A 20682-nucleotide genomic window follows, 5' to 3' on the forward strand; every position below is an offset into this window, starting at 1 on the left:
CCGCGCCGGTCAGCGCACCGTCACACCGGCCCGCGCCAGCGGCTCCCACCACGACGCGAGGTCGGGAACAGGCTCGGCGTGGGACGTGGACTCCGCCAGCCGCCGCCGTTGCTCCGCGCTCGGCGCCGGTGAGACCGTGGCGCCGTCGCCGACCAGCGCGTACCGGCGGCCGTCGACGGTGAGCAGCATCGTGCCGAAGATCGTTCCCCGGGCCTCGACCCGGCCGGCGAGGGCGGCGAACACCTCCGCGCCGTGCCGGTCGCAGGCGCGCAGCCGGTCCTCGTCCAGCGTCAGCAGCACCGGCACGCAGCGCATGCCGTTCCAGAGGCTGCGTCGCCAGTAGACGATTCCCGCGTACGGCGGCTCCACGACGCCGACCGTACCGCTCCCGTGGCCGGTGAACGTTTCCCGGCGGCCGTGCGTGTGAGCCGGTGAGCATCACCGGCGTCCGCCGGGGGTACTGCTCCGGGACACGGGTGCGACAACCGGGAGGTCATGGTGGGGGACAGGGCGGGACGTCAGGGGCGCGGGCCGATCGCCGGGCTGGTGGTGGCCGCGCTGGTGGCGGCCGGCTGCATGGCCGGCGGCTACGACCAGGGCGAACCGCAGCAGCCCGCACCCCCGCGCAGCGCGCAGCCGGAGTCGCAGACCACCCGGGCGGACGGCACGACGAGCGTGGCCGAGTTCAAGCAGGACATCCAGGACGCGGTCCGGCTGGCCGAACGCTACTGGGCGGAGCAGTTCCGTGCCTCCGGTCAGCGGTTCACCCCGATCCGGCGGGTGGTGCCCTACAGCCGCGAGGGCGAGGTGGCCTGCGCCGGGCAGGGGCTGCCGCGCAACAACGCGGTGTACTGCTCGGCCGGTGACTTCATCGCCTACGACGTGAACTGGTCGGTGGCGGCGTTCCGGCAGATCGGCGACGCGTTCCTGTTCTACCTGCTCGGCCACGAGTACGCCCACGGCATGCAGGTGCGGCTGGGCATCCGCTACAACTTCACCATCCAGCAGGAGCTGCAGGCCGACTGCATGGCCGGGGCGTACCTCGGGGACAGCGTGCGTTCCGGGGCGCTGGAGCTGGAGGACGGCGACCTGGAGGAGTTCCGGGAGGGGCTGCTCGCGGTCGGCGACGACCCCGACCAGCCGTGGTTCGCCGAGGGCTCGCACGGCACCGCCGAGCAGCGCAGCGACTCGTTCTTCCGCGGGTACGAGAAGTCGCTCGGCGCCTGCGGCCTCGGGTGATGCCGCGGGTCACCCCGATCGGGGACGGTGACGGGCGCACCGGACGCGACTGGCAGGATCGGCGGGGTACGCGTACCGAAGGAGGCCCCCGCTGAGCAGCCCACACCCCGCCGCCGTGCTCTTCGACATGGACGGCACCCTGGTCGACAGCGAGAAACTGTGGGACGTCGCGTTGCAGGAACTGGCCGCCGTGTACGGCGGTGTCCTGTCCGAGGACGCCCGCCGCGCGATCGTCGGCACCGGGATGGCCGACGCGATGCGGATCGTGCACGACGACCTGGGCCAGCCGGAGCGGGACGTGCAGGCCAGCTCCGACTGGATCAGCGCCCGGATCCTGGAGCTGTTCCGCACCGGGCTGCAGTGGCGTCCCGGCGCGCTGGCGTTGCTGCGCGCGGTACGGGAGGCCGGCATCCCCACCGCGCTGGTCACCTCCAGCGGCCGGTCCCTGGTCGAGGTGGCCCTGGACACGCTGGGCCGGGACAGCTTCGACGCGGTGGTCTGCGGCGACGAGGTGGACGCGGCCAAGCCGCACCCGGAGCCGTACCTGACCGCCGCGCGTCTGCTGGGCGTGCCGGTCGAGCGGTGCGTGGCGATCGAGGACTCACCGACCGGCGTGGCGAGCGCGCTCGCCGCCGGGGCGGCGGTGCTGGCCGTGCCGGCCGAGGTGCCGCTGGCGCCCGCCGACGGCGTACACCAGGTGGAGAGCCTGACCGCGGCGGACCTGGAGCTGCTCGCGGCGCTGCTCAACCGATAGCGAAAGGGCCCCTCTCGACGAGAGGGGCCCTTTCTGGTTGCGTCAGTCGTGGGCGATGGCGCCCAGGACGTTGATCCGCGCGGCGCGGATCGCCGGCAGCACCGCGGCGACCACACCGATGATCGCGGCCAGGATCAGGAACGTCACCATCTGACCCCAGGGCAGGATCAGGTCGGTGATGCCCTCGTCCTTGAGCGCCTCGACCACCGCCGCGCCGAGACCGGCGCCGACCACCACGCCGAGCAGCGCGCCGAAGATGGAGATCACCACCGCCTCGACCGTGATCATGCGCATGGTCTGGGCGCGGCGCAGGCCGATCGCCCGCAGCAGGCCCAGCTCCCTGGTTCGTTCCAGCACCGACAGCGCGAGCGTGTTGATGATGCCCAGCACCGCGATCACGATGGCCAGCGCCAGCAGGATCTGGATCATCTGGAGCAGGGAGTCCAGCTGACCGGTCTGCTGCTCGATGAACGCGGCCCGGTCGGCCACCGACACCTCGGGGCTGTCCGCCAGCAGTCGCTCGACCTGCGGCTGCACGGCGCCCACCGACGTGCCGGGGGCGAGCTGGAGGAAGCCCTGGATCGGCTGCGGGATGCTGAAGTCCGCCGCGGCCTGCGGCGGCAGCGTCACCGGGTTGGTCAGCTGCGAGCTTTCGTAGATGCCGCTGACCGTGTAGGTGCGGGCCTCGCCGCGGGACAGCTGCACCGGCACCGTCGAGCCGACGGCGAGGTTGCGTGCCTTCGCGGTGTCCGAGCTGACCAGCATCTGATCCGGCGCCAGCCGGCTGATGTCACCGGCGGTGGCCTTCGCCCCGAAGATCTGCTGGAGCGCGGCCACGTTGCTCGACACGGCCACCCAGGTCCGCTCACCGCCGACCACCGCCATGTCGCCGTACTCACCGGAGACCAGCTGCACGCCCGGGATCGCGGCGGCCTTCTCCAGCACCGCCGGGTCGAAGCTCGCCGGGCGCGGCCCGGTGGTGGACCCGGAGATCACCAGCTCCGCCTTGATGGTGTCCTCGGCCAGCTTGCCGATGCTGCCCTTGGCCGAGTCCAGGATCACCGTCACGCCGGTGACCAGGGCGATGCCCACCATCAGGGCGGCGGCGGTGATCGCGGTGCGGCGCGGGTTGCGGCCCGAGTTGAGCCGGCCCAGCTTGCCCGGCACCGACCAGGAGAACATCGCGCCCAGCAGCGAGACCACCGGCCGGCTGATGATCGGCGTCAGCAGCGCCACCCCGATGAACGCGAACAGCACGCCGCCGAGGATGGTCGCCAGGGTGCTGTCGCCGGCGTGCCCGCCGAGACCGAGGAAGAGCAGCACCGCGCCGATGCCGGTGACCACCGCGCCGCCGATGGTGACCTTGGTGAGCGGCCGGTCCGGCGTGGCGACGTCCTGCATCGCGGCGATCGGCGGGATGCGCGAGGCGCGCAGCGCCGGCAGCAGCGCGGCGATCACCGTGATCAGCATGCCGACCGCGAACGCGCCGATCACCGCCGAGGCCGGCACGCCCAGCCCGGCCAGGGTGAGACCTCCGGCGAGCTGACCGAACAGGTACGCCAGCAGCGCGCCCACGCCGATGCCGGCGGCGAGCCCCAGCACCGAGGCGATCAGGCCGACCGCGAGCGCCTCCAGCACCACCGAGCCGATGACCTGCTTGCCGCTGGCCCCGATCGCCCGCATCAGGGCCAGCTCACGGGTGCGCTGGGCCACGATGATCGAGAACGTGTTGAGGATCAGGAACGTGCCGACCAGCAGCGCCACCGCGGCGAACCCGAGGAGGATCTTGTTGAAGAACGACAGCCCTTCCTTGAGGCCGGCCGAGGCGTCGGCGGCGAGCTGCTCGCCGGTCTTGACCTGGTAGTCGGCGCCAAGCGTGCGGGCCACCTCGTCGCGCAGCGCCTCCGGCGTGGTGCCGTCGGCGGCCTGGACGCTGACGTTGCTGAACACGTCCGGCTTGCCCAGCATCAGCTGCTGCGCCACCGGGGTGGTGAAGTAGACCTCGTTGGCGCCACCGATCGAGTCCCGGCCGCCGCTGTAGCCGAACACGCCGACGAGCGTGAACTCCTTCTTCGGGGCCAGCGTCAGCACGCCGACCCGGTCGCCGACCTTGACCTTGCCCGCCTCGGCCAGCGCGGTGTTGATCACGATCTCGTCGTCGGCCTGCGGCGCGCGGCCCTCGCGGATCTCCACCAGGTCGCTCTCACCGAGCCAGTTCTGGCCCAGCTGCGGCGGGCCGAACGAGGTGACCACCTTGCCGTTGCTGCCGATCATGCGGGCGCCGTCGGCAGCCACCACGCCCTCGGCGTCGGCGACGCCGGGCACCGCCTTGATCCGGTCGAGCACCGACGCCGGCATCGGGGTGCTCAGCGGCATGCCCTCCGCGGTCGAGACGTCGATCTTCGGCTTCGCCTCGACGCTCACGTCGACCTCGGCGTACGCGTCGGCGAAGACCGCGTCGAAGGACCGCCCGAGCGTGTCGGTGAGCACGAACGCGCCGGAGACGAACATGACGCCGAGCACCACCGCCAGGCCGGACAGCAGCAGGCGCAGCTTGCGCGCCAGCAGGCTCTTGAGCGTTGCCCGCAGCATCAGTTGCCCACCTCGACCGGGGCGTCCAGCTTCTTCATCGTGTCCAGCACCGTCTCGGCGGTCGGCTCGATCAGCTCCGAGACGATCTGCCCGTCGGCGAGGAAGACCACCCGGTCGGCGTACGCGGCGGCGGTCGGGTCGTGCGTGACCATCACGATGGTCTGGCCGTGCTCGCGTACCGAGTTGCGCAGGAACTTGAGCACCTCGGCGCCGGAGCGGGAGTCCAGGTTGCCCGTCGGCTCGTCCGCGAAGATCACCTCGGGGCGCGCCACGAGCGCCCGGGCGCACGCCACGCGCTGCTGCTGGCCGCCGGAGAGCTGCGCCGGGCGGTGCCCGAGCCGATCCCGCAGCCCGACCGTGTCGATCACCGTGTCGTACCAGGCCGGGTCGGGCTTGCGCCCGGCGATCGACAAAGGCAGCAGGATGTTCTCCTGCGCGGTGAGCGTCGGCAGCAGGTTGAACTGCTGGAAGATGAAGCCCACCTTGTCCCGGCGCAGCTTCGTCAGGCCCGCGTCGTTGAGACCGGTCACCGTCGTGTCGCCGATCATCACGGTGCCCTTGGTCACCGTGTCCAGACCCGCGAGGCAGTGCATCAGTGTGGACTTCCCGGAGCCCGACGGCCCCATGATCGCGGTGAACCGGCCGCGTTCGAACTCGGCGCTGACCCCCCGCAGCGCGGCGACCTGCGCCTCGCCGCTGCCGTACACCTTCCACACATCGTTCGCCCGGGCCGCGGCCTGCTCTCGGCCTACCGTCGCGGTCACGTCATCTACCTCTTCCGTATGTCGCTCTCATGCCGCACCGCCCCCGCTGGCCGGTGCGGCGGAATCCATCCTCGGGGTCGCGAGCCCGAAAGCCCTCAGACCTGGGGTGGAATCCGTGCCGATCTTCCGGTGAGGGTCGACCCCCATCCGGGCTCAGGGTGACCCCTGACCGGAAGGCGACGCCGACGTTAGGGCCTCACCTGGCGTGATGGTCAACACATCAGCCCCGCCGCTGGTCACGGTAGGTGACCCGCGCCACCTCAGCCGCCGGGACGGACCAGGCCCGTCTCGTACGCGAGCACGACCGCCTGCACCCGGTCGCGCAACCGTAGCTTCGTGAGCACATGCCCGACATGGGTTTTCACAGTCGTCTCGCTGACCGACAGCACCCGGGCGATCTCCGCGTTGGACAGTCCGCGCGCCATGTGGGTGAGCACCTCGCGCTCCCGGTCGGTCAGCGGTTCCAGCGCCCGCGCCGGCGCGGCGGCCGGGTCCGGCAGCACCTGGGCGAAGCGGTCCAGCAGCCGGCGCAGGACGCGCGGGGACATCACCGCGCCCCCGGCGGCCACCGTGCGGATCGCGGCCACGAGGTCCTCGGCCGGCACGTCCTTGGTCAGGAAGCCGCTCGCCCCGGCCCGCAGCGCCCCGACGACGTGGTCGTCCTGCGCGAACGTGGTGAGCACGAGTACGCGTACCGGCAGCCGGGCCGACACGATCGCCCGGGTGGCGGCCACCCCGTCCAGGCGCGGCATCCGGATGTCCATCAGCACCACGTCGGGCAGCAGCCGCCGGGACAGCTCCACCGCCTCCACGCCGTCGCCGGCCTCACCCACCACGTCGAGGTCGTCCTCCGCGCCGAGCACCATCCGGAATCCGGTACGCAGCAGCGGCTGGTCGTCGGCGAGCAGGACCCGCACCGGCCGGGACACGGCGCCCTCGGTCATGCGTCCCCCTCGTCGTCCGGGCGGCGGTCCGGCCGGCGCCGGCGCCCACCCGCGCCCACCCGGCGTGGGACCGGCCAGCCGCACCCACGGTAGAGGGCACCGGCCGCCCGCACCCCGACCAGGCCGCCCCGTTCCCGCAGGATGGCCGCACCCCGCCTCGCCCGCGCCGCCCCGGTCGCCTCATCGCCCGGCGATCATGAAGTTGGCTGGCGGGAAAGCGCTTCCCGAGGCAGCCAACTTCATGATCGCCGCGTCCGTGCCGCAGTGCTGCGGGTGTGGGGTGGGCGGGGGTTACTCGTCTGCGCCGGGGGTTGCCGGGCGGGAGCGGGCGTCCACCAGCGGGTCGGGTGCGGCGGCGGTCACCGGGAACGGCGGCGGCGTCCCGCCGTAGCTCGGGCACAGCGCCTGGTGGTTGCACCAGTCGCACAGCCGGCTCGGCCGGGGACGGAAGTCCTGCCGGGCGGTGGCCTGCTCGATCGCCCGCCACAGCGCCACCACCGTGCGCTCGAAACGCACCAGCTCCTCGGCGTCCGGCGCGTAGTCGCAGACCTCGGCGTCCTTGAGGTAGAGCAGGCGCAGCACGCGCGGCACCACACCCCGGGTGCGCCACAGCACCAGGGCGTAGAACTTGAGCTGGAACAGCGCCCGCGCCTCGAACGCCTCCCGCGGCGCCCCACCGGTCTTGTAGTCGACCACCCGCAGCGCGCCGTCCGGCGCGACGTCGAGCCGGTCGAGGTAACCCCGGATGAGCAGCTCGTCGTCGACCACCGCGGAGATCAGCGCCTCGCGCTCGGCCGGCTCCAGCCGGCGTGGGTCCTCCACCGCGAAGTAGCCGTCCAGCAGCGCCGTCGCCGACCGCAGGAACTCCTGCGGCCCGACGGCGTCGCCGTCGGCGAACAGCGTGGCCAGCTCCGGCTCCTCGGTGACCAGGCGGTCCCACTGCGGGGCGACCAGGTCACCGGCCGACTCCGGGGTGCGCGCGGCGGCCGGCAGGTCGAACAGCCGCTCCAGCACGGCGTGCACGAGCGTGCCCCGGGCCTGCTCGACGGTCGGCCGCTCGGGCAGCCGGTCGATGCTGCGGAACCGGTAGAGCAGCGGGCAGGTCTTGAAGTCGGCCGCCCGCGACGGCGACAACGAGGCCCGCACGGTGACCGGCGCCGGTGCCGCCGTCTGGTCGCCGTGACTGTCGATCATCGGTTCCGCCGTCATGCCCGGAAGGTTAGGGCACGCGTGTGACAGGGCCGGCGTCGCCGCACCGAAGCATGATCCGCAACCGCGGCGCCCTCGGTCCACCACGGCTGCGGGGCTCGCCGAAGCTCAGCTCACGTAGCATCGGGCCGGTGCAGCAGCGGAGCCGAGGCCCCCGCCGGCGGGGGCTCAGCCTCGGCCGGGTCCTCGGCGTGCCGCTGCGCGTCGACGCCTCGATGCTTCTGCTCACCGTCGTGGTCACCGTGCTGTACGCGGCGCTGGCCCGCCGCCAGCTCGACCTCGGCCCGCTCGGCGGCTACCTGGTCGGCCTGGGCTTCGTGGTCTCGCTGCTCGGCTCCGTGCTGCTGCACGAGCTGGGCCACGCGCTGACCGCCCGCCGGTACGGCATCGGTGTGCGGGGGATCACGCTGGAACTGCTCGGTGGCTACACCGAGATGGACCGCGACGCTCCCAGCCCCCGGGTCGAGCTGCTGATCTCCCTGGCCGGCCCGGCCGTCTCCGCCCTGCTCGGCGCCGGCGCGGTCGCCGCCACCCTCGCCCTGCCCGCCGGCACGCTCGGCCACCAGCTCGCCTTCCAGCTCGCGGTCAGCAACGTGGTGGTGGCGATCTTCAACAGCCTGCCCGGCCTGCCGCTGGACGGAGGCCGGGCACTGCGCGCCGCGGTGTGGGCGCTCACCCGCGACCGGCACCGCGGCACCGAGGTGGCCGGCTGGGTGGGCCGGGCCGTCGCGCTGGGCACGGTGGCGCTGGTCGTGGTGCTCACCATGCGCCGGGCGCTCGCCCCGCTGGCCCTGCCGCTGCTGCTGCTCGTCGCGCTGACGCTGTGGCGCGGCGCCGGCCAGTCGATCCGGATGGCGCGCATCGGCCGCCGGCTGCACCTGGTCGACCTGGCCCGGCTGGCCCGCCCGGTGCTGCCCGTGCCCGCCGGCACGCCGCTGGCCGAGGCGCAGCGCCGCCGCGACGAGACGGGCACCCCCGAGGCCGCGCTCGGCGTGGTCGACTCGGCCGGCCGTACCGTCGCCCTTGTCGACCCGGCCCGCGTCGCCGCCGTACCCCCGGAACGGAGGCCGTGGGTCGCGGTGGACGAGGTGGCTCGCGACCTGTCCGCCGTGCCAGCCCTGCCGCTCGGGGCGGACGGCGAGCGCGTGCTGGAGACGGTGCGCACCCACCCGGGCGCGCAGTACGTCGTGACGGCAGGCGAAGATGTGGTCGGCGTGCTGCACATCGCGGATCTCGCCCAGCTCCTGGAACCCGAACGGAAGACGAACACGTGACCGCAGAGATCTCCACCGTCCCGGCGTTGCCCCCGGTCCACCGCGGGCCGTTCCGGCCGGGCGACCGGGTCCAGCTGACCGACCCGAAGGGCCGGATGCACACCGTGACGCTGGAGCCCGGCAAGGAGTTCCACACCCACCGCGGGATCCTCAAGCACGACACCCTGATCGGCCTGCCCGACGGCAGCGTGGTCACCACCGCCGGCGGCGGCACCGCGTTCCTGGCGCTGCGGCCGCTGCTGTCGGACTACGTCCTGTCCATGCCGCGCGGCGCCCAGGTGATCTACCCGAAGGACTCGGCACAGATCGTCGCCATGGGCGACATCTTCCCCGGCGCCAAGGTGCTGGAGGCCGGCGCCGGATCCGGCGCGCTGTCCTGCTCGCTGCTGCGGGCCGTCGGGACCGAGGGTGAGCTGCACTCGTTCGAGCTGCGCGACGACTTCGCCCAGATCGCCCGCCGCAACGTCGAGGCGTTCTTCAACGGCCCGCACCCGGCCTGGCGGCTGCACGTCGGCGACGTCGCCGACTGCGCCGAGACCGGTTTCGACCGGATCATCCTCGACATGCTCACCCCGTGGGAGATGCTCGACATGGTCGAACGGGCGCTCGTGCCCGGCGGCGTGCTGATCGGCTACGTGGCCACCACACCGCAGCTGTCCGAACTGGTCGAGGCGCTGCGCGAGCGCGGCGGGTGGACCGAGCCGCGCGCCTGGGAGTCGCTGGTGCGCGACTGGCACGCCGAAGGGCTGGCGGTCCGCCCGGACCACCGGATGATCGCCCACACCGCGTTCCTGGTGTCCGCCCGCAAGCTCGCCCCCGGCGTCACCGCGCCGCCGCGCCGGCGCAAGCCCAGCAAGGGCGCCGAGGCGTACGCGCAGCGCCGCGACGCCCTGCGCGCCGCCGCCGCGGCCCGCGCGGCGGAGGAGCCGGAGCAGTCCTGACCCCCGCCGCGCGGGCGCGTGCGTACGGGCGGATCATGTGTGCCGGTGGGGACGACACCTGAGCGGGTGGAGACGGTGGCATGAGCGAGCGGATCGGGGCGCGCATCGGGCGGCGCGCCCGTGCCGGTGACCGAAACCGATGGCGGCGCCGCGGCGCGGGCCGGCGGGAGGCGGCGTGAGCAACCCCGGCTACGGCAACGGCGACCTGCCGGCCGTCTTCCCGGACTGGTCGCCCTACACCGACCTGGAGTCGGCCGCCCGGGCGTACCTGCGCGACCCGGACATCGCGCTGGAGGCGCTCGACGGCGTGCTGCGCGGCGCGTCGGTGCTCGGCTTCACGCTGGAGCGCTTCGTCAACGAGGTGAACGGGGTGTGGCAGGAGGTCGTCGTCTGCGACGGCAGCCGGCTGGTGCTCTGGCACGGCGAGGACGTGCCGCCGGGGGAGGGGCCACCCGGCGCGATGACCTCCTCGCTGCGCGTGGTGCCGCTGTCCACCGTCACCGAGGTCGGCTGCCGGCGGCGGCTCATGCGCGCCGACAACGGCACTGTGCGCGTCGACAGCATCGACGTGTACCTGCTGCTCAGCTCGCTGGACGAGGCGCCGCCCAGCGACGAGGCGATGGGCGCGCCCCGGCACGACGCGCTGCGCTTCGGCAAGACCCTCGACGACGGCGGGGCGGGACAGATCGCCCGGCTGGAGGAGTTCGCCCGGCTGGTCGCCTCGGTCGTCGGCCGGCCCCTGCTCTGAGGCGGACGCACGACGGGCCGGGAACGTGTGTCCCCGGCCCGTCGTGTCCGTCTCCGCCTCAGTCCTCGGCCTCCGGGCCGGCCACCTCGACGCCGTCGCTGCCGCGCACGACGTGGATGCACTCGCCCGGGCACTCCTTCGCCGAGTCGATCACCTCGAGGCGCAGGTGCTCCGGCACGTCCACCCGGGCGCCGGGGGCCTGCCGCAGCTCGCCGTCCGGGCCCTTGACGTACGCCAGGCCGTCGACGTCGAACTCGAAGACCTCCGGCGCGTACTGCACGCAGAGCCCGTCACCGGTGCAGAGATCCTGATCGACCCAGACCTGCAACTGGTCGGTCGCGACGTCGGTCACGAAGCACCCCCCATGTTCTCCCGTCCCACACTCCGACGGTACCCGAACGCCCGTACCCGCCCCGCGACCAGCCCTTCGCGATCAAGCTTCGGTGACGAGCGCGTTGCTGTGGACCGAATCGGGCTCATAGCGGCTAGTGTTAGGTCAGAACGTTCAAGCCCCCCGGGGAGGTGGGACGTGGCACGCAGCGACGACGCGGACTCGCGCGCCGCACGGTGGGAAAAGGAAGCCCACGATCTCTCCACGCAGGTCGCGTTCCTGCAAGAGGAACTCGCTCTGGTGCGGCGCAAGTTGACCGAAAGCCCTCGACACGTCCGGCAGCTCGAAGAGCGGCTGGCGGCCACCCAGGCACAGTTGGCGCGGCTGACCGAGAACAACGAACGGCTCGTGAGCACCCTCAAGGAGGCTCGCGCGCAGATCGTGACGCTCAAGGAGGAGATCGACCGTCTCGCCCAGCCGCCGAGTGGCTACGGCGTCTTCCTGGCCAAGCACGACGACGGCACGGTGGACGTGTTCACCGGCGGGCGCAAGCTCCGGGTGGCCGTCTCGCCCTCGCTCGAGGTCGACGAGCTGCGCCGTGGCCAGGAGGTCCTGCTCAACGACGCGCTCAACATCGTCGACGCGTTCGGCTACGAGCGGGTCGGCGAGGTGGTGATGCTCAAGGAGATCCTGGCGGGCCCCGAGGGCGCTCCGGGTGACCGGGCACTCGTGGTGTCGCACTCCGACGAGGAGCGCATCGTGCACCTCGCCGAGACCCTGATCGGCAGCGCGATCCGGGCCGGCGACTCGCTCATGATCGAGCCCCGTTCGGCGTACGCGTACGAGCGGATCCCGAAGAGCGAGGTCGAGGAGCTGGTCCTGGAGGAGGTGCCCGACGTCAACTACGAGGACATCGGTGGCCTCCAGGCACAGATCGAGCAGATCCGCGACGCGGTGGAGCTGCCGTTCCTGCACTCCGACCTGTTCCGCGAGCACCAGCTCCGGCCGCCGAAGGGCATCCTGCTCTACGGCCCGCCCGGCTGCGGCAAGACGCTGATCGCCAAGGCGGTGGCCAACTCGCTGGCCAAGAAGATCGCCGAGCGGGAGGGGAAGGACCGGCACACCAGCTTCTTCCTCAACATCAAGGGCCCCGAGCTGCTCAACAAGTACGTCGGCGAGACCGAGCGGCACATCCGGCTGATCTTCCAGCGGGCGCGGGAGAAGGCCGGCGAGGGCACTCCGGTGATCGTGTTCTTCGACGAGATGGACTCGGTGTTCCGCACCCGCGGCTCCGGCGTCTCCTCCGACGTGGAGAACACCATCGTCCCGCAGCTGCTCAGCGAGATCGACGGCGTCGAGGGCCTGGAGAACGTCATCGTCATCGGCGCCTCCAACCGGGAAGACATGATCGACCCGGCGATCCTGCGTCCGGGCCGGCTCGACGTGAAGATCAAGATCGAGCGGCCGGACGCCGAGGCGGCGAAGGACATCTTCTCCAAGTACATCCTCGCCGGCCTGCCGCTGCACGCCGACGACCTGGCCGAACACGGCGGAGACGCCCAGGCCACCGTCGCGGCGATGATCGACGCGGTGGTCCTGCGGATGTACTCCGAGACCGAGGAGAACCGCTTCCTCGAGGTCACCTACGCCAACGGCGACAAGGAAGTCCTCTACTTCAAGGACTTCAACTCCGGCGCGATGATCCAGAACATCGTCGACCGGGGCAAGAAGATGGCCATCAAGGAGTTCCTCACCTCCGGCCGCAAGGGGCTGCGCCTGCAGCACCTGCTCGACGCCTGCGTCGACGAGTTCCGCGAGAACGAGGACCTGCCCAACACCACGAACCCCGACGACTGGGCCCGCATCTCCGGCAAGAAGGGCGAGCGGATCGTCTACATCCGCACGCTCGTCTCCGGCGGCAAGGGCGCCGAGGCCGGACGGTCCATCGAGACCGCCAGCAACACCGGCCAATACCTCTAGTCCGACCCTCGACGAAGGCCCGTGGCGTACGCGCCACGGGCCTTCGCGCGTATCCGGGTGGGCCGCCACACCGGACCGGCGCTGCCGCCACGCCCCCTCGGCGCGTCACGCCGACTACGCTCGACGTGACGGGGACCGGGACGGCGAGCGGAGCGGGCAGGTCGATGAGCGTTAGACGGATCATGGGCACCGAGGTCGAGTACGGCATCTCCGTGCCCGGTCAGGCCGGAGCCAACCCGATGGTCACCTCCTCCCAGGTGGTCAACGCCTACGGAGCACGGCCGGAACTCAACCGGGGCGGCCGGGCCCGCTGGGACTACGAGGAGGAGTCGCCACTGCGCGACGCGCGCGGGTTCACCTACTCCGGCGCCGCGTACGACCCGGCCGAGGCGCTCGCCGACGAGGATCTCGGGCTCGCCAACGTCATACTCACCAACGGCGCCCGCCTCTACGTCGACCACGCGCACCCGGAGTACTCCACGCCCGAGGTGACCAACCCGCTGGACGTGGTGCGGTGGGACAAGGCGGGGGAGCGGGTGATGGCCGAGGCGGCCCGGCGGGCCGCGACCATCCCGGGCACCCACCCGATCCACCTGTACAAGAACAACACCGACAACAAGGGCGCCAGCTACGGCGCGCACGAGAACTACCTGATGCGCCGGCAGACGCCGTTCGCCGACATCGTGGCGTACCTGACGCCGTTCTTCGTCACCCGGCAGATCGTCTGCGGCGCCGGGCGGGTCGGCATCGGCCAGGACGGCGGCCAGAGCGGTTTCCAGATCTCCCAGCGGGCCGACTTCTTCGAGGTCGAGGTGGGACTGGAGACGACGCTCAAACGGCCCATCATCAACACCCGTGACGAGCCGCACGCCGACGCCGACAAGTACCGCCGGCTGCACGTCATCATCGGCGACGCGAACCTCTCCGAGATCTCCACGTTCCTCAAGGTCGGCACCACCTCGCTGATCCTCGGCATGATCGAGGAGAAGGCGCTCGGCGCGGACCTGGGCATCGCCGACCCGGTGGCCGAGCTGCGCGCGGTCAGCCACGACCCGTCGCTCAAGCACCTGATGCGCATGCGCGACGGCCGCAAGCTGACCGCGCTGGACGTGCAGTGGGCGTACCTGGAGAGGGTCGGCTCCTTCGTGGACGACCGCTACGGCCAGGACGTGGACGCGCAGACCGCCGACGTGCTGCGCCGCTGGGAGAGCGTGCTGGACCGGCTCGGCCGGGACGCGTTCGAGTGCGCCGACGAGCTGGACTGGGTGGCCAAGCTGCGGCTCCTGGAGGGCTACCGGGAGCGGGAGAAGCTGGCCTGGGGCTCGCACAAGCTGCAGCTGGTCGACCTCCAGTACTCCGACGTGCGGCCGGAGAAGGGCCTGTACCACCGCCTGGTGCAGCGCGGCTCGATGAAGACGCTGCTCACCGACGAGCAGACCCGCACCGCGATGACCGAGCCGCCGGAGGACACCCGGGCCTACTTCCGGGGCCGCTGCCTGGACCGGTACGCCTCCGAGGTGGTCGCCGCGAGCTGGGACTCGGTCATCTTCGACGTGGGCCGGGAGTCGCTGGTCCGGGTGCCGATGATGGAGCCCGAGCGGGGCACCCGCGCGCACGTCGGCGAGCTGTTCGACCGCTGCGAGAGCGCCAAGGATCTGCTGGAGACGCTCACCGGCGGGTGACCCCGATGCCGGAAGGCCCGCCGGGTGCCGGAAACGGGCACGCGACGGGCCTTTCGTCGCTCCCGCGAGGTAAGTTGATCGCAGGCGATCGTGGAGGAGGCACCACCATGGCGACGCAAGAGGGTGGGCAGACCCAGTCCGGCAAGTCCCGCGAGGAGGTCGAGGAGGTCACCGCGGAGGCCAACCCCGAGGTGGCTGAGCGGCACGCCGAGATCACCGAGGACGTGGACGACCTGCTCGACGAGATCGACTCCGTCCTGGAGGAGAACGCCGAGGAATTCGTGAGGGGCTACGTACAAAAGGGCGGACAATAGGGCATATGTCCGTTTCGTTCGCCAGGGCGAAGGACAGGTCAACCGCCGGCACCACGATGATCGCACCGGACGGGTGCGCGGGATAATCTGCTTCAACTGCAACGGTGGTCTTGGCCGGTCCCGGGACACTCCCGTGGGGCCGGCCGGGGCGATCACGTACCTGAGAGGAACCACGTGGCAGCGGGTTTTGATCCATCCGGGCGTCTTCCAGATGTGTTCACCAACGCGGGGACGTCCTCCTTCACAGCGTTCCTGAGCAAGGTGGCCCCCGAGATGCTGCCCGGCCGGCGGCCGCTGCCGCCCGGCATGGCCGCCGACATGGCGCCGCACGCGACCACGATCGTGGCCATCTCGGCCGCCGGCGGCGTGGTCATGGCCGGCGACCGGCGCGCCACGATGGGCAACCTGATCGCCCAGCGCGACATCGAGAAGGTGCACCCGGCCGACGCGTACTCGCTCGTCGGCATCGCGGGCACCGCCGGCATCGGCATAGAGCTGATGCGACTGTTCCAGGTGGAGCTCGAGCACTACGAGAAGATCGAGGGCGCGATGCTCTCGCTCGACGGCAAGGCCAACCGGCTGGCGTCGATGATTCGCGGCAACCTGGGCGCGGCCATGCAGGGCCTCGCCGTGATCCCGCTGTTCGCCGGCTTCGACCTGGCCGCGAGCGACCCGGCTCGGGCCGGGCGGATCTTCAGCTTCGACGTGACCGGCGGCCCGTACGAGGAGACCGGTTACGACGCCATCGGCTCCGGTTCGCTGTTCGCCAAGTCCGCGCTGAAGAAGCGGTTCCGGGCCGGCCTGTCGGTCGGGGACGCGACGCGGCTGGCGGTCGAGGCGCTCTACGACGCGGCGGACGACGACACCGCCACCGGTGGCCCCGACCTGACCCGGCGGATCTACCCGGTCGTGATGACCGCTACCGCCGAGGGCACCCACCGGCTCACCGACGCCGAGACGGCGGCGATCGCGGAGAGCGTGGTGTCCGGCCGGATGGAGAACCCCGGCGGCTGAGGCCGCTCCCACCGTCCACCGAGTCAGCAGCCCCGCAGAAGGAGAACCGCCGCCGTGGCCATGCAGTTCTACGCCTCGCCCGAGCAGATCATGCGCGACCGCTCCGAGCTGGCCCGCAAGGGCATCGCCCGGGGCCGCAGCGCGGTGGTCCTGAGCTACGCGGGCGGGGTGCTCTTCGTCGCCGAGAACCTGTCCAGCACGCTGCACAAGGTCAGCGAGATCTACGACCGGATCGGCTTCGCCGCTGTCGGCCGGTACAACGAGTTCGAGAACCTGCGGCGCGCGGGTGTGCGGATGGCCGACCTCAACGGCCTCAGCTACGACCGGCGGGACGTGAACGGCCTGGCGCTGGCGAACGCGTACGCGCAGACGCTCGGCGCGATCTTCACGGAGCAGTCGAAGCCGTTCGAGGTGGAGATCTGCGTGGCCGAGGTGGGCGCCGCGCCCGAGGACGACTCCCTCTACCGGGTGACCTACGACGGTTCGGTGAACGACGAGCCGGGCCGGATGGCGATGGGCGGCCAGGCCGAGGCGATCAGCGGGGTGCTGAAGAACGAGCACCGGCCGGAGATGTCGCTGTCGGAGGCGGTCCGCGCCGCCATGAAGGCGCTGAGCAGCGTCGGCGGCGAGGGCGGGGCGGCCCGCACGATCGCCGCGAACCAGCTCGAGGTGGCGGTCCTGGATCGGCGCCGGGTGGGGCGTACCTTCCGGCGGGTGACCGGCGCGGCGCTGACCGCGCTGCTGGACGGCGAGGCCGAGGGGGACGTCGCCCCGGCGCCGGGCCGGGCGAAGACGCCGACCATGCCGACGGAGGAGGCGAAGAAGCCGACCACGTCGGCGGGTTCGGCCGACCTGGAGGGCAACGCGGAGGACAAGCCCACCGAGTGACGCGCGTTCACGGACCCCGCCACCTCGTCGAGGTGGCGGGGTCTTTCGCGTACGGATGCCGCACCTCGCCGGTCCGCGCGGGGGAGATCGCAAGCGGCGAGCGTCGGCGCTGCCCATCGGAGGCTCCGGGCGGCTAGTGTCTCATCATGGAGCGGCGAATCTTCGGCCTCGAAACCGAGTACGGCGTCACCTGCACCTATCGCGGGCAACGTCGACTGTCCCCCGACGAGGTCGCGCGGTACCTGTTCCGGCGGGTGGTGTCGTGGGGCCGGTCGAGCAACGTGTTCCTGCGCAACGGTGCCCGCCTCTATCTGGACGTGGGCTCGCACCCGGAGTACGCGACCCCGGAGTGCGACTCGGTGACCGACCTGGTGGCACACGACCGGGCCGGTGAGCGGATCCTGGAGGGGCTGCTCATCGACGCGGAGAAGCGGCTGCACGACGAGGGCATCGCGGGCGAGATCTACCTGTTCAAGAACAACACCGACTCGGCCGGCAACTCGTACGGCTGCCACGAGAACTACCTGGTGTCCCGGCACGGCGAGTTCGGCCGGCTCGCCGACGTGCTCATCCCGTTCCTGGTCACCCGGCAGCTGATCTGCGGCGCGGGCAAGGTGCTGCAGACGCCGCGCGGCGCGGTCTACTGCCTGTCCCAGCGGGCCGAGCACATCTGGGAGGGCGTCTCCTCGGCGACCACCCGCAGCCGTCCGATCATCAACACCCGGGACGAGCCGCACGCGGACGCCGAGCGCTACCGCCGGTTGCACGTGATCGTCGGCGACTCGAACATGAACGAGGTCACCACGCTGCTGAAGGTCGGCACCGCCGACATCGTGCTGCGGATGATCGAGGCCGGCGTGGTGATGCGCGACCTGACGCTGGAGAACCCGATCCGGGCCATCCGTGAGGTGTCGCACGACATCACCGGCCGGCGCAAGGTGCGGCTGGCCTCCGGCAAGGAGGTCTCGGCGCTGGAGATCCAGCAGGAATACCTCGCCAAGGCGACGGAGTTCGTGGAGCGCCGGGGCGGCGACCAGACCGCGAAGCGGGTGGTCGACCTGTGGGGCCGGGTGCTGCGCGCGGTCGAGACCGGCGACCTGGACCCGGTGGCCCGCGAGATCGACTGGATCACCAAGCTGAAGCTGATCGAGCGTTACCAGCGCAAGCACGACCTGCCGCTGTCGCACCCGCGGGTGGCGCAGATGGACCTGGCCTACCACGACCTGCGGCGCGGGCGCGGCCTGTACGGGCTGCTGGAGCGCCGTCGCGAGGTCGACCGGGTGGCCACCGACCCGGAGATCTTCGAGGCGAAGGAGACGCCGCCGCAGACGACCCGGGCGCGGCTGCGTGGCGAGTTCATCCGCCACGCCCAGGAGAAGCGGCGGGACTTCACCGTGGACTGGGTGCACCTGAAGCTGAACGACCAGGCGCAGCGCACGGTGCTGTGCAAGGACCCGTTCCGGGCCTACGACGAGCGGGTGGAACGGCTGATCGCCAGCATGTGACCGTGCGGGCGGCCGGTGCCCGGCACCGGCCGCCCGTCCACGGGTACGCTGGCGTCGCGATGAACACTTCCGAATCCGCCGGTGGTTCCGGCCGCGAGACGTCGGCGGGCCGTGACGGCACCGAGAAGCTCAACTGGATCGACCGCCGGCGGGAGAAGATCCGCGCCGAGGTCGAACGCAACAGGCGCGGCGACTACACGGTGCCGACCTGGGTGCTGGCAGTGGCGCTTGTGCTGATCGTGGGCGCCTGGCTCGGGCTCATCCTGTTCCTCGGCTGAGCGCCGCGCCGGACGCCACCCGGCCCGGCAGTGGGCCGCCGCCGGTCCCGATCAACCCAGTAGGCCGGCCGCGTACCGGCCGGCGGCGGCCGCGGCCAGGAAGTAGGCGTGGTCGGCGTCCAGGCCCCGGCCCATCGTGGACAGGCCGACCGGGGTGGCCCGCAGCGCCGCGTCGAGGCCGTCGGTGGGCACCGTGACGACCGTGTGCCGGTCGGCCAGCGGCGCCAGCGCCGCGGCGACCTCCACCGCCAGGCCGGGGGGTAGGCCGTCCGGCACGACCAGCTCCGCGGGGGCCAGCGCCACCCGGCCGTACGCGGTCAGGCTGTGGTGGGAGACGCCACGGTGCCGGGGGCGGGCGTCGGCGTCGGAGATGCGCAGCGACCCGACCGGGCGCCCGCCCAGCGTGGCGACCGCGTTCACCGCCTCGCCGACGGCCACGCCGGAGAAGCCCCAGCGGGTGCCGGTGCCGAGGTTGCCCGGCCCCTGGGCGACGATCGTCAGGTCCGCGTCGAGCACGTGCCGCGCGGCGAGCAGGCCGCTGTGCAGGGTGCTGGCCTCCAGGTCGCCGCCGAACGCCTGGCCCACGCTGACGGTGCCCACGAGGTGCCCGGACAGGCCGGCCAGGGTGCGGGAGAACCAGGCCGGCAGCGCGCCGCCGTCGGTCAGCACGTACGCCACCCGGGCGTCGGGCGCGTCGGCGCGGACGCCGGCCAGGATCGCCGGCAGCGCGGAGTGCAGGTCGGCGAGGACCACCGGCATGCCGTCGACCGAGTCGGCGGCGGCGAGCCGGTCGTGGTGCGGCGACGCCTCCTCGTCCACGCCGAGCAGGATCGGTTGCAGCGGCGTGTAGCGGGCCTTGACCAGGTGCCCGGCGTCGCGGCTGTCGCCGGCCTGCGGCGGGTCCGGCGGCAGCCGGTCGGGCAGCGCCACGACCAGCGCGTAGCCGCCGGTGCCGAGGCCCATCAGCAGCGCGCCGGCGTTGAGCAGCACCCGGTCGCCGGGCTCCGGCTCGCCGACCAGGGCCGGGTAGGCCAGGGCGCGCATCCGGGCGCCGTCGGGCAGGTCGACGTCGAGTTCGACAGCGCCGGCCCACCGTCGCCGTACCGCCGTGACCGTGCCGGACCGCCATCGCACCATGCGGTGCACGCTATCGGCCGCTGCCGGGACGGGCCCCGGGCGGGTCAGGGGTTCCGGTCGTCGACCGGGCGGCCCGCCTCGTCCTGTGTGGTGCGGGCGGTCCGGCCGGGCGACCGGGACCGGGTGGGGTCGAGGAAGACGTACGCGATCTCCGGGAAGTGCCCGGTGAGCCGGCGTTCGGCCTCGTCGGCGGCGGCCTCGATGTCGGCGCCGGTGGCGTCGTCGCGAAAGTCGACCTTGGCGGCGACGAGGATGTCGTCCGGGCCGAGGAACATGGTCATCAGCGTGTCGACGCGGTCCACCGTCGGCACCGCCGCCAGTTCCCGCTCGATGCGCCGGTGCAGCCGGTCGGACACCGAGCGGCCGACCAGCAGCGAGATGTTGCTGCGGGCCAGGACGGCGGCGACCACCAGCAGCAGCACGCCGATGAGGATCGAGGCGATCCCGTCGTACAGTTCGTCGCCGGTCAGGTGCGACAGGGTGAGCCCGCCGGCGGCGATCAGCAGGCCGATCAGCGCGGCGCTGTCCTCCAGGAAGACCGCCTTGACCGTGGTGTCGGCGGTCAGGCGCAGGTAGCGGCGCGGGGTGGTGCCCCAGCGGCGCGACTCGCCGCGCACCTGCCGGACCGCCCGGGCCAGCGACACCGACTCGATCGCGAAGGAGACCGCCAGCACCACGTACGCGACGAGGTACTCGCCGCTGTGCTCGTGCACCAGGATGGTGGTCACGCCGTGCGTGATGGCGAAGCCCGCCCCGGCGACGAAGGTGAACAGCGCGGCGAGGAACGCCCAGACGTAGCTCTCCTTGCCGTACCCGAAGGGGTGCCGGGTGTCGGCGGGCCGCGCGCCGCGGCGCAGCGCCAGGTAGAGCAGCACCTCGGTGGTGGTGTCGGCGAGCGAGTGGGCGGCCTCGGAGAGCATCGCCGCGGAGCCCGAGATCAGGCCGGCGACCAGCTTGGCGACGGCGATGGCGAGGTTCGCCGCGCCGGCCACCACGACGGTGCCGACGCTCTCGGTCTTGACCTCCGGTTCCGCCATGCGATCACCCTATGACCGGTCGATGCCCGCCGCCGGGTGGGAAGACCCCCG

General features: G+C 72.3%; 21 protein-coding genes. 13 read left to right on the forward strand and 8 right to left on the reverse strand.

Annotated elements, in window-relative coordinates; genetic code table 11:
• Positions 1 to 9: 9 nt before the first annotated feature.
• The gene (locus tag GA0070562_RS29365; RefSeq protein WP_091428061.1) at positions 10 to 369 is read right to left on the reverse strand and encodes a hypothetical protein; all 360 of its coding nucleotides are present in this window, start codon (positions 367 to 369) and stop codon (positions 10 to 12) included.
• Between the two features lie 129 nt (positions 370 to 498).
• On the opposite strand from GA0070562_RS29365, the gene GA0070562_RS29370 reads away from it, so the two are divergent.
• Both GA0070562_RS29370 and GA0070562_RS29375 read left to right on the forward strand, forming a co-directional pair.
• Positions 499 to 1239 carry a neutral zinc metallopeptidase gene (locus GA0070562_RS29370; RefSeq protein WP_091428195.1) on the forward strand — a complete coding sequence of 247 codons (741 nt, stop codon included), beginning with the start codon at positions 499 to 501 and terminating at the stop codon, positions 1237 to 1239.
• A 115-nt stretch (positions 1240 to 1354) separates the two neighbouring features.
• Positions 1355 to 1993 (forward strand): HAD family hydrolase, encoded by a 639-nt coding sequence (locus tag GA0070562_RS29375; RefSeq protein ID WP_091428063.1) that lies wholly within the window; start codon positions 1355 to 1357, stop codon positions 1991 to 1993.
• Between the two features lie 42 nt (positions 1994 to 2035).
• Here the strand turns inward: GA0070562_RS29375 and GA0070562_RS29380 are convergent, their stop codons facing one another.
• From GA0070562_RS29380 to GA0070562_RS29395, 4 genes are all read right to left on the reverse strand, one after another.
• Positions 2036 to 4585: an ABC transporter permease gene (locus GA0070562_RS29380; protein WP_091428066.1), complete on the reverse strand. Its 2550-nt coding sequence runs from the start codon at positions 4583 to 4585 to the stop codon at positions 2036 to 2038.
• Entirely contained in the window at positions 4585 to 5349 is a 765-nt protein-coding gene (locus tag GA0070562_RS29385; RefSeq protein ID WP_091428068.1) for an ABC transporter ATP-binding protein, read from the reverse strand. The genes GA0070562_RS29380 and GA0070562_RS29385 overlap by 1 nt, the downstream gene beginning before the upstream one ends.
• A gap of 260 nt (positions 5350 to 5609) precedes the next feature.
• Entirely contained in the window at positions 5610 to 6293 is a 684-nt protein-coding gene (locus tag GA0070562_RS29390; RefSeq protein ID WP_091428071.1) for a response regulator, read from the reverse strand.
• A 291-nt stretch (positions 6294 to 6584) separates the two neighbouring features.
• The gene (locus GA0070562_RS29395) at positions 6585 to 7502 is read right to left on the reverse strand and encodes a RecB family exonuclease (protein WP_091428074.1); all 918 of its coding nucleotides are present in this window, start codon (positions 7500 to 7502) and stop codon (positions 6585 to 6587) included.
• Positions 7503 to 7717: 215 nt separating this feature from the next.
• Here GA0070562_RS29395 and GA0070562_RS29400 point away from each other — a divergent pair, with 215 nt between their 5' ends.
• The 3 genes from GA0070562_RS29400 (at position 7718) to GA0070562_RS29410 (ending at position 10465) form a co-directional block, all read left to right on the forward strand.
• Complete coding sequence (locus GA0070562_RS29400; RefSeq protein ID WP_091428197.1) at positions 7718 to 8776, forward strand: M50 family metallopeptidase; 1059 nt, start codon at positions 7718 to 7720, stop codon at positions 8774 to 8776.
• On the forward strand, positions 8773 to 9717 hold the full coding sequence (locus tag GA0070562_RS29405; protein ID WP_091428077.1) for a tRNA (adenine-N1)-methyltransferase: 945 nt from the start codon (positions 8773 to 8775) through the stop codon (positions 9715 to 9717). The genes GA0070562_RS29400 and GA0070562_RS29405 overlap by 4 nt, the downstream gene beginning before the upstream one ends.
• 175 nt (positions 9718 to 9892) lie before the next feature.
• On the forward strand, positions 9893 to 10465 hold the full coding sequence (locus GA0070562_RS29410; RefSeq protein WP_091428199.1) for a hypothetical protein: 573 nt from the start codon (positions 9893 to 9895) through the stop codon (positions 10463 to 10465).
• A gap of 58 nt (positions 10466 to 10523) precedes the next feature.
• On the opposite strand, the gene GA0070562_RS29415 is transcribed toward GA0070562_RS29410, so the two are convergent.
• Positions 10524 to 10817: a ferredoxin gene (locus tag GA0070562_RS29415; protein ID WP_013286103.1), complete on the reverse strand. Its 294-nt coding sequence runs from the start codon at positions 10815 to 10817 to the stop codon at positions 10524 to 10526.
• 177 nt (positions 10818 to 10994) lie between these two features.
• Here GA0070562_RS29415 and arc point away from each other — a divergent pair, with 177 nt between their 5' ends.
• From arc to GA0070562_RS29455, 8 genes are all read left to right on the forward strand, one after another.
• Positions 10995 to 12776 (forward strand): proteasome ATPase, encoded by a 1782-nt coding sequence (gene arc / locus GA0070562_RS29420; RefSeq protein ID WP_091428079.1) that lies wholly within the window; start codon positions 10995 to 10997, stop codon positions 12774 to 12776.
• Between the two features lie 164 nt (positions 12777 to 12940).
• Positions 12941 to 14458: a depupylase/deamidase Dop gene (gene dop, locus GA0070562_RS29425; RefSeq protein ID WP_091428082.1), complete on the forward strand. Its 1518-nt coding sequence runs from the start codon at positions 12941 to 12943 to the stop codon at positions 14456 to 14458.
• A gap of 107 nt (positions 14459 to 14565) precedes the next feature.
• Complete coding sequence (locus tag GA0070562_RS29430) at positions 14566 to 14772, forward strand: ubiquitin-like protein Pup (protein WP_013286106.1); 207 nt, start codon at positions 14566 to 14568, stop codon at positions 14770 to 14772.
• A gap of 73 nt (positions 14773 to 14845) precedes the next feature.
• Complete coding sequence (locus GA0070562_RS29435; RefSeq protein ID WP_225853395.1) at positions 14846 to 15028, forward strand: endonuclease VII domain-containing protein; 183 nt, start codon at positions 14846 to 14848, stop codon at positions 15026 to 15028.
• Positions 14947 to 15786, forward strand: a complete 840-nt coding sequence (prcB, locus tag GA0070562_RS29440) for a proteasome subunit beta (protein ID WP_175438919.1) — start codon at positions 14947 to 14949, stop codon at positions 15784 to 15786. Before GA0070562_RS29435 ends, prcB begins: the two co-directional genes overlap by 82 nt.
• Before the next feature lie 54 nt (positions 15787 to 15840).
• Entirely contained in the window at positions 15841 to 16674 is an 834-nt protein-coding gene (prcA, locus tag GA0070562_RS29445; protein WP_091428087.1) for a proteasome subunit alpha, read from the forward strand.
• A 146-nt stretch (positions 16675 to 16820) separates the two neighbouring features.
• On the forward strand, positions 16821 to 18179 hold the full coding sequence (gene pafA, locus GA0070562_RS29450) for a Pup--protein ligase (protein WP_091428090.1): 1359 nt from the start codon (positions 16821 to 16823) through the stop codon (positions 18177 to 18179).
• 59 nt (positions 18180 to 18238) lie between these two features.
• Positions 18239 to 18457, forward strand: coding sequence for a hypothetical protein (locus GA0070562_RS29455; RefSeq protein ID WP_091428202.1), 219 nt, complete (start codon positions 18239 to 18241; stop codon positions 18455 to 18457).
• Between the two features lie 51 nt (positions 18458 to 18508).
• Here the strand turns inward: GA0070562_RS29455 and GA0070562_RS29460 are convergent, their stop codons facing one another.
• Positions 18509 to 19594 (reverse strand): DUF3866 family protein, encoded by a 1086-nt coding sequence (locus GA0070562_RS29460; protein WP_091428092.1) that lies wholly within the window; start codon positions 19592 to 19594, stop codon positions 18509 to 18511.
• Between the two features lie 44 nt (positions 19595 to 19638).
• On the reverse strand, positions 19639 to 20631 hold the full coding sequence (locus GA0070562_RS29465; protein ID WP_091428094.1) for a cation diffusion facilitator family transporter: 993 nt from the start codon (positions 20629 to 20631) through the stop codon (positions 19639 to 19641).
• Between the last annotated feature and the right edge of the window lie 51 nt (positions 20632 to 20682).

Source organism: Micromonospora tulbaghiae (assembly GCF_900091605.1).
Lineage (GTDB): Bacteria > Actinomycetota > Actinomycetes > Mycobacteriales > Micromonosporaceae > Micromonospora > Micromonospora tulbaghiae.